The sequence below is a fragment of the Halomicrobium sp. HM KBTZ05 genome, assembly GCF_041530035.1.
GTDB lineage: Archaea > Halobacteriota > Halobacteria > Halobacteriales > Haloarculaceae > Halomicrobium.
In genome coordinates, this window is sequence record NZ_CP168057.1 from 1334261 (window position 1) to 1346657 (window position 12397).

Consider the following 12397-nt stretch of genomic DNA (forward strand, 5'->3'; position numbering starts at 1 on the left):
GCCGACGGCACGGCACTCGCTGTGGAACACGATGTGGGAGTTCGGGCAAGCTTATTACTCGTCACGTCGACGGGCCGGCAATGCTCGCCCGCAACGACACGACGGTCAGAGACCCCCGGTATCTCCGGCGACACGCGCTCTCGTTGCTCGACTTCTACCACCAGCGGTCCGTCGACACGACCCACGGCGGGTTCGTCCCACAGATCAGCGACCGCGACGGCACCGTCTACGACGCTCGCGCCAAGCTCTTGCCGGCCACCGCTCGCTTCGTGTTCAACTACAGCGTCGGCGCGCTCCTCGATGGGCCCCACTACTGCGAGGAGATGGCTGCACACGGCATTCGTCACCTCGAACGACACCACCGCGACGACCGCCACGGCGGGTACGTCTGGCAACTCGACGGGCAGACGGTAGCCGACGGCGGCAAGCGCTGTTACGGCCACGCGTTCGTCCTCCTGGCGTACGCGACGGCCGCACGTGCCGGCGTCCCGGGTGCCCGCGAGCGGATCGAGCCCGCGTACGCGCTGCTCGACGAACACTTCTGGGAGGACGAGTACGGCCGCTGTCGCGTTGAACTCGACCGCGACTGGTCCGGCACGAGCGACTACCGCGGCCAGAACGCCAACATGCACACCTGCGAGGCGCTACTGGCCGCCTACGAGGCCACCGGGACCGAGGAGTACCTCGACCGCGCCGCTCGTATCGCCGAGGGGCTGGCTCGCGACCTCGCCGACGAGGGCGACGGCCTGCTGTGGGAGCACTACACGAGCGAGTGGGACCACGACTGGGCGTACAACCGCGACAAGCCGGGCGATCTCTTCCGGCCCTGGGGCTATCAGCCGGGCCACCTGCTGGAGTGGAGCAAGCTCTTGCTGGTGCTCGCCCGCCACCGGGAAGAGTCGTGGTTCGCCGACCGCGCCGTTCGCTTCTTCGACGCGGCCGTCGAGAACGGCTGGGACGACGACCGCGGCGGCTTCGTCTACAACTTCGACCGGGACGGCGACCCGCTCGTCGAGAACAAGTACTACTGGCCACTGTGTGAGGGGATCGGTGCGACGGCACTGCTGGCCGACCGCTTCGACGACGACCGGTATCGAGCGTGGTACGACCGGATCTGGAACTACGCGCTGGACAACGCGGTCAACGACCGCTACGGGAACTGGTACTTCCAGTTGACGCCGGACAACGAGGTCGCGACCGACGCCATCGACGACACGCCAGAGGTCAAAGTCGGCTACCACCAGCTCAACGCCATCTACGAGACCCTGCGAGCCGACGGCTTCGCCGCGTGAGCCCGCACAGTGAGTCAAGCGCCACCGCTCGCGGCAAAAACGTGGGGAAAAAGGACGCTCGCTTCGCTCGCGTTCTCCGTGCTACTCGCCGTCTTCGACCTCGGCGGGCACCACCGTGACGCTCGCCACGTTGTCCGCCCCGTCGAGCTCCATGATCTTGACCCCCTTCGTGTTGCGGCCGACCTGTGACACGTCACCGGCGGGGATGCGCATGATCTGGCCGCTCTCGCTCATGATGACCAGGTGGTCGTCCTCGCGGACGGCCTTCGCCGTCGCGACGCGGCCGTTGCGGTCGTCGGTCTTGATGTCGATCAGGCCCTTCCCGTAGCGGGACTGTTTGCTGTACTCCGACAGGAGGGTGCGCTTCCCGTACCCGTTCTCGGTGACGGTCAGGAGTGCGCGGTCGTCGTGGTCGTCCGTCGCGACCATCGCGGCGACCTTGTCGCCGTCTTGCAGGTCGATCCCGCGGACGCCGCGGGCCGACCGTCCCATCTCGCGGACCTCCGACTCGTCGAAACGGATCGTCATGCCGCCCTCGGTGGCGACGACCAGATCGCCGCTGTCGTCGGTGACCTCCACGTCGACCAGTGCGTCGCCGTCTTCGAGCTTCGCGGCGATGATCCCCGTCGAGAGGATGTTCTCGAACTCGTCGACGCAGGTGCGCTTGACGTAGCCGTTGCGGGTGACCATCGTCAGGCACTCGTCTTCCTCGAAGTCGTCCGTCGAGACCACGGCGGTGATCTCCTCGCCGTCGCCGAGATCGATGATGTTGACCGCCGACTTGCCTCTGGCGGTGCGGGACATCTCCGGAATCTCGTAGGTCTTCAGGCGATAGACCTGTCCCTGATTGGTGAAACAGAGCAGGTAGTCGTGGCTGTTCGCCCGGAAGACCTTCGAGACGCGGTCGCTCTCCTTGGGGTCCGAGCCGATGATCCCCTTGCCGCCGCGGTTCTGGGCGTCGAACACGTCGACGGGCATCCGCTTGATGTAGTCGTCCTCCGTGATGACGACGACACAGTCTTCCTCGGGGATGAGATCCTCGTGGGTGACCTCGCCCTCGGCTTCGAGGATCGAGGTCTTGCGGTCGTCGTCGTACTCCGCTTTGATCTCGCGAAGCTCGTCTTTGATGACCGTCAGGAGCTCCGACTCGGAGTCGAGGATCGTCTGGAGCCGTTCGATCCGGGCCTGTACGTCCTCGTACTCCGACTCGATCTCGGCGGTCTCCATCGAGGTCAGCGAGCCCAGTTGCATCCGGACGATGTGGGCCGCCTGCTCCTCGGAGAAGTCGAACTGGCTCTGTAGCTCCGTGCGGGCCTCGTCGCGGTCCTCCGAGTCCTGGATCAGCTCGACCACGTCATCGACGTTTTGCAGCGCCTTCAGGCGACCTTCGAGGATGTGTGCGCGGTCCTGGGCCTCGTCGAGTTCGAACTGTGAGCGCCGACGCACGACTTCCCGGCGGTGATCGACGTAGTGTTCGAGGGTCTCTTTGAGGGTGAGCACGCGGGGCTCGTCGTCGACCAGCGCGAGGTTGATGACGCCGAAGGTCGATTCGAGGTGGCTCTCAAGGAGCTGGTTCTCGACCACGTCGACGTTCGCGCCGCGCTTGAGTTCGACGACGATGCGGACGCCGTTGCGGTCCGACTCGTCTCGGAGGTCGGCGATCCCCTCGATGACGCCCTCGTTGACGTCCTCGGCGATCCGCTCGACCATCCGTGCCTTGTTCTCCTGGTAGGGTATCTCCGTGACGACGATCCGGTTCTCCTCGGGATCGACCTCGTAGTCCGCCCGGACGCGGAGGCGACCCCGCCCCGTCGCGTACGCCGAGTAGATGGCGTCCTTGCCGACGATGTTGCCGCCGGTCGGGAAGTCCGGCCCCTTCACGTGGTCCATCAGGTCCTCGACCTCGCAGTCGGGGTTGTCGATGAGGTGAATCGTCGCGTCGATCACCTCGCCGAGGTTGTGCGGCGGGATGTTCGTCGACATCCCGACGGCGATCCCCGAGGAACCGTTGACCAGCAGGTTCGGCATCGCCGACGGCAGGACCTCCGGCTCCTGCAGTCGGTCGTCGTAGTTCGACTGGAAGTCGACGGTGTCTTTCTCGATGTCGGCGAGCAGTTCCTCCGAGATCGGCGACATCCGGGCCTCGGTGTAACGCATCGCGGCCGCGGGGTCGCCGTCCATCGAGCCGAAGTTCCCCTGTCCGTCCACGAGGGGGTAGCGCATCGCGAACGGCTGGGCCATTCGGACGAGGGTGTCGTAGATCGCGCTGTCCCCGTGGGGGTGGTAATCACCCATCGTCTCCCCGACAATCGAGGAGGACTTGCGATGGGCGGACCGCGACGAGACGCCCATCTCGTGCATCGCGTAGAGAATCCGGCGGTGGACGGGCTTGAGCCCGTCGCGAACGTCCGGGAGCGCACGACCGGCGATGACGCTCATCGCGTAGTCGATGTAGCTCTGTTCCATCTCGTCCTCGATGCGGACGCGGTCGACGCGCGACGCTGCCTGCGGATCGTCGGGATCAGGTGCTTCAGAACTCATGTTAGATGTCCACCCAGTCGGCTTCCGGCGAGTGTTCCTTGATGAACTCCTTGCGGGGTTCGACCGCGTCGCCCATCAGCACCGAGAACATCTTGTCTGCGGCGGCGGCGTCCTCGATGGTGATCTGCTTGAGGATCCGCTGGTCGGGATCCATCGTCGTGTCCCACAGCTGCTGGGGGTTCATCTCGCCCAGGCCCTTGAACCGCTGGACCTGATCTGGATTGCCGTCACACTTCTCTTCGACGAGCCGATCTCGCTCTGCCTCCGTCATCGCGTCGTAGGTCTCGCCGTTGTACCGGACCCGATAGAGCGGGGGCTGGGCGGCGTAGACGTAGCCAGCTTCCAGCAGCGGCTTCATGTGCCGGTAGAACAGGGTCAACAGGAGCGTCCGAATGTGGGCACCGTCGACGTCGGCGTCGGTCATCATGATGATCCGCTTGTAGCGGATGTCCTCGATGTCGAACTCGTCGCCGATACCGGTGCCGAGCGCCGTGATGACGTTGCGGATCGAGTCGTTCTCCAGGATGCGGTCGAGGCGGTGTCGCTCGACGTTGAGGATCTTCCCGCGGATCGGGAGGATCGCCTGGAACTCCGGATTGCGTCCCTGTTTGGCCGAGCCGCCGGCAGAGTCGCCCTCGACGACGAACAGCTCCGCGTCGTCGGGATCCCGTGTCTGGCAGTCGGCGAGCTTGCCGGGCAGTGCCGTCGATTCGAGCGCGGACTTGCGTCGGGTCAGCTCCTCGGCTTTCTTCGCGGCCTTGCGGGCCTTCGCGGCCTCGACGGCCTTGCCGACGATGGCCTCCGCCGTGTCGGGGTTCTCCTCGAAGAACGTCCCGAGACCGTCGTGCATCGCCGACTCGACGATCCCCCGGACCTCGCTGTTGCCCAGCTTCGTCTTCGTCTGGCCCTCGAACTGCGGGTCGGGGTGTTTGATGGAGATGACGGCCGTGAGGCCCTCGCGGATGTCTTCCCCCGAGAGGGTGTCGTCGAGGTCGTTCAACAGGCCGTTGCTCGTGGCGTAGTCGTTGACCGTCCGGGTCAGAGCCGTCTTGAACCCGGTCATGTGACTGCCCCCCTCTCGCGTGTTGATGTTGTTGGCGAAGGCGTGGATCGATCCCTGTAGCTCGGCCGTGCCCTGCATGGCGATCTCGACCTGGACCGGCCCGTCCTCGATCTGCTCTTCGTCTTCGAAGTAGATCACGTCGCGGTGGAGGGGCTCTTTGGTCTCGTTGAGATACTGGACGAACTCCTTGATGCCGCCCTCGTAGACGAACGTCTGAGACTCGCCGTCGCGTTCGTCGACCAGCGAGATCTCGACGCCGGAGTTGAGGAAGGCAAGCTCCCGGAGGCGAGACGCCAGCGTCGAGTAGACGAAGTCGGTCGCCTCGAAGATCTCGTCGTCGGGCCAGAAACGGATCTGTGTGCCCGTCTCCTCGTCGGGTTCCATGTCGCGAACCCGTTCGAGCTCGTACTCCGGTTCGCCGTGGTCGAACCGCTGTTTCCAGACGGCACCGTCGCGTTTGACCTCGACTTCGAGCCACTTCGAGAGCGCGTTGACGACGGAGACGCCCACCCCGTGGAGCCCACCGGAGACCTGGTAGGACTTGCTGTCGAACTTCCCTCCCGCGTGGAGTACGGTCATGATGACTTCGAGCGCGGGCCGGTCGTGCTTCTCGTGAGTGTCGACCGGGATGCCGCGGCCATCGTCGGAGACAGAGACGGAGTCGTCCTCGTGGATCGTGACGGTGATTTCGTCGCAGTGCCCGGCGAGTGCCTCGTCGATGGAGTTGTCTACGACCTCGTAGACGAGATGATGGAGGCCTCTGGAGTCGGTCGACCCGATGTACATCGCCGGCCGCTTTTGAACGGCCTGTAACCCCTCCAGAACCTGAATCTGTTCCGCACCGTAATCACGGTCCTGTGACATAGAATCTACTGCGTCTAGTCGTGCGGGGGTCTTAAACTTCCCGCACGCGCACGCGAAGCGGTCGCCCCGTCCGGCAGTTCGGTTCGTCCGATCGTTCGAACGGGATCAGGACCCGCCGCTCGACCGGCCGGTCGCTGCCTCGCTCGCCGGTCCGCTGTCGCTGTGGCCGCTGGTGGCGTCTGCCTCGGTCTCGAAGGACTCGACGAGCCCCTTGAGGTCGCTGGCTCGATCCGAGAGCGTCCGGATGTTCTCGGTGACTTCCGTGATCGAGGCGGTCTGCTCCTCCGCGGAGGCCGCGACGTTCTCCGTCTGTGCGCTCGTCTGTTCGCTGATCGAACCGACTTCGTCGACCATCGCGACGACCTCCTCCGTCGACGCCGCCTGTTCCGTCGTCGCGTCGCTGATCGACTGGATGCCGGCGTTGGTCTCCTCGACCTGTTCGACGATCTCGTCGAGGGCCTCGGTGGCCTCCCTGATCGTCTCCTGTCCAGTGTCGACCCGTGCGCCCATCTCGCGCATGTCCACGACGGTCTCGTCGGTCACCGACTGGATCTCGGTGATCATCGAGTCGATGTCGTCGGTCGCAGCCTGGGTCTGGGCCGCGAGCTCTTTGATCTCGTCGGCGACGACGCCGAACCCTTCGCCGGCCTCGCCGGCTCGGCTGGCCTCGATGGAGGCGTTCAGCGCCAGCATGTTCGTCTGGTCGGCAATCTCGTCGATGAGCGTGACGACTTCGCCGATCCGTTCGACCTCGGTGGCGAGGGTCTCGACCTGCTCGATGGTCTCTGTCGCCTTCTGCTCGATCGCTTCGATCTCTTCGGTCGCTTCTCGACCGTACTCGCGCCCCTGTTCGCCGGTCTCGGAGGCGCGTTCGGCCTTCGTCGCGATCTCGTCGGTCGAGGACGTGATCTCCTCGATCGTCGCCGAGAGATCCGTCATCTCGTCTGTCACCTGCTGGATGTTCTCGTTTTGCTGTTCGGCTCCGCTGGAGATCTCCTGGATCGTCTCGGCGACCTGTTCGCTCGCGGTCCGCACTTCGTCCGCGCTCGCGGAGATCTGTTCGCTCGAATCGTCGACGTCGCGTGCGAAGCGCTCGATCTCGACGACGGTCCGCTCCAGCTCCGCGATCATCTCGTTGGACGCCTCTGCGATCTCTCGCATCGCGTCGTTGTCGATGTCCGTGTCGAGTCGCTGGGTCAGGTCGCCCTCTGCGGCTCGGGCCATCACCGCTCCGAACGCCGTCGCTTGCTGTTCGAGGCTGTCTGCCAGGGCCTCGGCGTCCTGTTTGGCGACTTCCGCCTCGCTGCGGGCCGTTTCGAGGTCGTCGATGAACTGCTCTAGGTCGGTCTGCATCGCGTCCAGCGAGTCCCCGAGCCGCCCGGGGACCGGCTCGTCGAGGACGGCAGCGTCGAAGTCCTGGCGCGACAGCGCGTCGGCCTGGTCGGCGACGGTCTGGAGGTACGCCGTGATGTCGCGGAACGCGGTCCGGACCTGTCCGACCTCGTCGATCCGACCGTCGTCGGAGATCTCGATGTCGAGGTCGCCGTCTGCGAGCGCGGTCGCCTGCGAGGACAGCTCCTGCATCGAACGCATCGGCCCCCGTCGCACCATCAGCCCCAGCACGACCAGCCCGACCAGCGCCGACCCGATCAGGAGGAAGATGTTCTGCTCGACCTGCTGGCGAACCACCAGTGCCGACGACTTGGGCGCTTTCTTTATGACGACCCAGTTGGAGTCACCGCCGACGGCCGTGTACGCGACCACCGAATCCGAGGTCAGGAGCGTCCCGTTGGGGTTGTTGTCGACGGCGGTCCTGATCTCGTCAGCGTTCGAGCCGCCGTACTGCGCGAGGATGGCGTCCTCGTCGCGATCCAGCAGTACGTCACCGGTGCCCCGACCGATGATCGTCGTCCGGGTTCCGTCGATGGAGCTGCGGAAGCGTTGGGCTCGCTCGCTCATCCGGATCTTCATGATGAGCGCGTACTCCGTCTCCGGCACCGGCGAGATCAAGGCCATCGAGGGGGAGCCGTCCCGATCCTCGTACACCCACGACTGGATGACTGTTTCTGGACCGTCGAACGAGAGCTCGTCGTAGCTCGCTTCCTGTGGCCAGACGATCGCCGTCTCGGTCACGCTGGAGCCTTCGAGGTCGGCGTTCGTGCTCGCCTCGATCGTCCGGTCGTCCCGGTCGAGATAGTGGAGCGCCACGACTTCGCTTGGCAGTTGCTCCATCTCGTCGTCGAGTGCGGCCCGTACCTGATCGGGGTCGGTCGTCGCGAGCGCCCGCTGCTTCGAGAGCGTTCTGACGGTGTTTTGCTGGGTGTCGACCCACTGCTTGACGGCGTCGCCCTCCAGCTCTGCGTTCGCCAGGAGGTTCTGGCGTTGCTGATCGCTCACGTCTTCTGAAACCTGTGTTGCGGTGTAGAATCCGATGCTCGCGACGATCACCAGGATCACCAGTGCGACGAGCCCGAACTTTCGCGTGTAACTCCGACGGACGGACTGTGGGAGCCAGTTCTCGATAGTCATAATAAATCTTTGTTGGGTTCCTTCTAGTTGCCGCGCTACTCTCTGTGGGGAATGCTCGGGTAAAAAGACAACTGGCGAGTTATCAGGACAAATATCCGGGAACGACAGCGTCGATTAATCTCTCTGCCACTCAGTGCCGTCACGCCGCCGTGACCACTTTCACTCCGGTGGCGAACACCTTTTAAGCTGTCCGCTGATACGTACCGCCACGAATGACCTCGTATCAGTCTCGTCTCGGGGAGGGAGAGGGGATCGCCGACGAACTGGCCGAGAGCCAGCGATCCATCTCCATCGCCGAGTTCTTCGAGAAGAACAGGCAGATGCTCGGGTTCGACTCGGGGGCCAAGGCGCTCGTCACGGCCGTCAAGGAGGCCGTCGACAACGCGCTCGACGCCTGTGAGGAGGCCGGGATCACCCCCGACATCTACGTCGAGATCCAGGAAGCGGGGGACTACTACCGGCTCATCGTCGAAGACAACGGCCCCGGCATCACCCGAGAACAGATCCCCAACATCTTCGGGAAGCTGCTCTACGGCTCGCGCTTTCACAAGCGCGAGCAGAACCGGGGACAGCAGGGGATCGGTATCTCGGCGGCCGTCCTCCACTCCCAGAAGACCAGCGGCAAGCCGGCGAAGATCACCAGCCGGACCGAGCAACACGCAGACGCCCAGTACTTCGAGCTGATCGTCGACACGGACGCCAACGAACCCGAGATCAGCGTCGAGGACACGACGACCTGGGAGCGACCCCACGGCACCCGCATCGAACTGGAGATGGAGGCGAACATGCGGGCCCGCCAGCAGCTCCACGACTACATCAAGCACACGGCGGTGGTCAACCCCCACGCCCGCATCGAACTGGTCGAGCCAAAGGAACACCTCAAGTACGAACGGACGACCGACCAGCTCCCGGACGAGACCGAGGAGATCCGTCCCCACCCCCACGGCGTCGAACTCGGCACGCTGTTGAAGATGCTGGAGTCGACGGATTCGTACTCGATCTCGGGGTTCATGCAGGGCGAGTTCACCCGGGTGGGCCAGAAGACCAGCGACGAGGTCATCGCGAACTTCAACGACCGGTACTACGGCCGCGAGATGACGTGGTACGGCCCGGAGCCCCACGACGGCAGCGTTGCCCCGGAGGGGCAACGAGGTGAAGACGGCGAAGCCGTCGGAACGGACGTGGCGCGAGCCGTCCAGCAGGCCGTCTCGAACAAGGGCAAAGACGCCACCGCGGCGTTCGCCGATGCGGTCGCCAGCGCCGTCTCGGAGGCCGGCCGGGTCGCCCACGGTCGACTCGAAGAGATCGTCGACGGCCACGCCGACCGGATCGAGGACGACTACGAGAAGACCTTCGGCGACACCGTCCGCGAAGCCGCCATCGAGGCGGCGTGGGGCGAGATCACCGCCGATCGAACGCCGGACGTGTACGAACTCGTCGACGAGGTCACGACGACGCGCAAGGACGACGCCGCGGTGCAGGGCATCGCCGAGCGAATCGCGGACAAGTTCGACGACGGCCGCCACCGGCTGACCTACACCGAGTTCGAGTCCTACGTCGACCGCGCCGCCGACATGACCGAGGAGCGCGACGACACCACGTTCGGCGAGACCGCACGCGAGAAGATCGTCGACGCCCTCTGGGAGGTCGCCGCGCCGGTCTCGGACGATCCCCCCAACGTGAGCGAGATCGCCGACGACCGCGACGTCGCCAGCGACCTGCTGGAGGCGATGCGCGAGACCGACATCATCGCACCGCCGACGGACTGTCTCGCACCGATCACCGCCGAACTCGTCGAGGCGGGGCTGAAAAAGGAGTTCGACGCGGACTTCTTCGCCGCCTCCACCCGGGACGCCTCCGTCCACGGCGGCGACCCGTTCATCGTCGAGGCGGGGATCGCCTACGGCGGCGACATCGAACACGACCAGGCTCAGGTGATGCGCTTTGCCAACCGCGTCCCGCTCGTGTATCAGCGCGGTGCCTGTGCGACGACCGACGTGGTCAAGTCGATCAACTGGCGCAACTACGGCCTCGATCAGCCGGGGGGCAGCGGCATCCCCAACGACGCCGCAGTCGTCATGGTCCACATCGCCTCGACGAACGTCCCCTTCACCAGCGAGTCCAAAGACGCCGTCGCCAACATCCCGGAGATCGAGTCCGAGATCGAGCTGGCGATCCGCGAGGCCGCACGGGAGCTAAAGAGCTACCTCAACAAGCGCCGATCGATGCAAAAGCGCCGGAAGAAAGAGAACAAGCTCGCGACGATCCTCCCCGAGATGGCCGAGAAGCTCGCGACGGTCACCGGCAACGAGCAACTGGACATCGACGACTCGATGGCCCGCATCATGAACAACGTCCTCGTCGAGCGCGAGGTCGAGGGCGATACGGTCCGGGTCGTCGTCGAGAACAACGACGACACCAACGCCGACGTCGACCTGACGGACATCGTCACGGCCGAGCCACGGGCCACGAACGGCGCGAACGTCGTCGAGATGGACGGCGAGTGGTTCGTCAAGTGGCAGACGACCGTCGCTGCCGGCGACGACGCAGTCCTGGAGTATCAGATCGACGGCGACGCCGAGTTCGACATCGCCGTCGACGGCGTCGAAGACGAGAAACTGACCGTGAACGCGTAATCTATGAGTACTGATAGCAACCTCAACGAGGCAGAAGCCCGCGAACAGCTGCTCGACCTCGCGGCGGACTTCTACGACCAGTTCGCCGAGGGCGACGTGCCGACGATGCAGATCCCCACCCGGACGAAGTCCAACATCGAGTACGACGAGGACAAGGACGTGTGGGTCTACGGCGACCGCTCCTCGACGCGGTCGGCAAAGACCGTCTCCGGTGCCCAGAAGCTCCTGAAGGCGACCTACACCATCGACTTCCTCGCACAGCAACTCGAAGAGGACCGCTCTTCGACCCTGCGTGAACTGTACTACCTCTCGGAGTCCTGGGACCTCGACGAGGCCCAGTTCAACACCCAGGACGAGTCGAACAACCTCATCGAGGACTTAGAGATCGTCTCGGAGGTCAAACGCGAGGACTTCCACATGCGCCCCGAGGAGTCCGGCGCGAAGGTGATGGGACCGCTGCTGCTGCGCGAGCAGACCAGGCGGGGCGACCGCGAGATCCACTGCCAGGACGACGTGGGCCAGGGCGGCTACCAGATCCCCAACAACCCAGACACCATCGAGTTCCTCGACAACGACGCCGACTTCGTCCTCTGTGTCGAGACCGGTGGGATGCGCGACCGGCTGGTCGAGAACGGGTTCGACGACGAGTACGACTCCATCGTCGTCCACCTGGGCGGCCAGCCCGCCCGTGCGACCCGGCGGCTGACCAAGCGCCTCCACGACGAACTCGACTTGCCCGTCGTGGTCTTCACTGACGGTGACCCCTGGTCGTACCGCATCTACGGCTCGGTCGCTTACGGTTCGATCAAGTCGGCCCACCTCTCGGAGTACCTCGCGACCCCGGAAGCCCAGTTCATCGGCATCCGTCCGGAGGACATCGTCGAGTACGACCTGCCGACGGACCCCCTCTCGGACTCGGACATCAACGCCCTCGAATCGGAGCTGGAGGACCCACGCTTCCAGACGGAGTTCTGGGAGGAGCAGATCGAACTCCAGCTCGACATCGGGAAGAAGTCCGAACAGCAGGCACTGGCCTCGCGGGGACTGGACTTCGTGACGGATACGTATCTGCCTGAACGGCTGACCGAGATGGGCGTCCTCTAGGGACGTGCATCGAGGAGCGGTTCAGGGAGATAGTTGGACGAACGGCTGACCGAGATGGGCGTCCTGTCGCTCGAACGTCGACCAGCGATGCTCCATCTGACACGCGAAAGACTGAGGGACGAGTGCGTGCTGCATCCTCGTAGATGCCCTTTGACCGTCCCCTCTCTAGCCGCGTGAACGGGTGGATAGAGAGCCTATCGCGGGGCGGATACGCAGCCCTCACGGGTCTGTTGACCGGGATCGCCGTCGTCGTCGCTGGCCAGGAGATCGGCGGGGACCGCCTCCTCATCGATGCAGTACTGATGGCGCTCGCGATGACTGCCGTCTACTACGCGCTCGATCCGCGGAACTGGTCAGCGTGATCTCGC

The 12397-nt window shown here is 64.8% G+C and carries 7 protein-coding genes; 4 read left to right on the plus strand and 3 right to left on the minus strand.

The genetic code is table 11. From position 1 onward, the window contains the following. Positions 1 to 80: 80 nt before the first annotated feature. Positions 81 to 1292 (plus strand): AGE family epimerase/isomerase, encoded by a 1212-nt coding sequence (locus ACAH01_RS06915; RefSeq protein WP_372480671.1) that lies wholly within the window; start codon positions 81 to 83, stop codon positions 1290 to 1292. Between the two features lie 81 nt (positions 1293 to 1373). Here ACAH01_RS06915 and gyrA read toward each other — a convergent pair whose 3' ends face one another. From gyrA to ACAH01_RS06930, 3 genes are all read right to left on the minus strand, one after another. Then, positions 1374 to 3833 carry a DNA gyrase subunit A gene (gyrA, locus tag ACAH01_RS06920; RefSeq protein ID WP_372480672.1) on the minus strand — a complete coding sequence of 820 codons (2460 nt, stop codon included), beginning with the start codon at positions 3831 to 3833 and terminating at the stop codon, positions 1374 to 1376. A gap of 1 nt (position 3834) precedes the next feature. After that, positions 3835 to 5760, minus strand: a complete 1926-nt coding sequence (gene gyrB, locus ACAH01_RS06925; RefSeq protein WP_170094697.1) for a DNA topoisomerase (ATP-hydrolyzing) subunit B — start codon at positions 5758 to 5760, stop codon at positions 3835 to 3837. Between the two features lie 105 nt (positions 5761 to 5865). Then, positions 5866 to 8289, minus strand: a complete 2424-nt coding sequence (locus ACAH01_RS06930; protein ID WP_372480673.1) for a methyl-accepting chemotaxis protein — start codon at positions 8287 to 8289, stop codon at positions 5866 to 5868. A gap of 212 nt (positions 8290 to 8501) precedes the next feature. Between ACAH01_RS06930 and ACAH01_RS06935 the strand changes: the two genes are divergently transcribed. From ACAH01_RS06935 to ACAH01_RS06945, 3 genes are all read left to right on the plus strand, one after another. After that, complete coding sequence (locus ACAH01_RS06935; RefSeq protein ID WP_372480674.1) at positions 8502 to 10925, plus strand: DNA topoisomerase VI subunit B; 2424 nt, start codon at positions 8502 to 8504, stop codon at positions 10923 to 10925. Between the two features lie 3 nt (positions 10926 to 10928). After that, a complete protein-coding gene (locus tag ACAH01_RS06940; protein ID WP_015763675.1) occupies positions 10929 to 12029 on the plus strand; it encodes a DNA topoisomerase IV subunit A in 1101 nt (366 codons plus the stop codon). A 143-nt stretch (positions 12030 to 12172) separates the two neighbouring features. After that, a complete protein-coding gene (locus ACAH01_RS06945) occupies positions 12173 to 12391 on the plus strand; it encodes a hypothetical protein (RefSeq protein ID WP_372480675.1) in 219 nt (72 codons plus the stop codon). Positions 12392 to 12397: the final 6 nt, after the last annotated feature.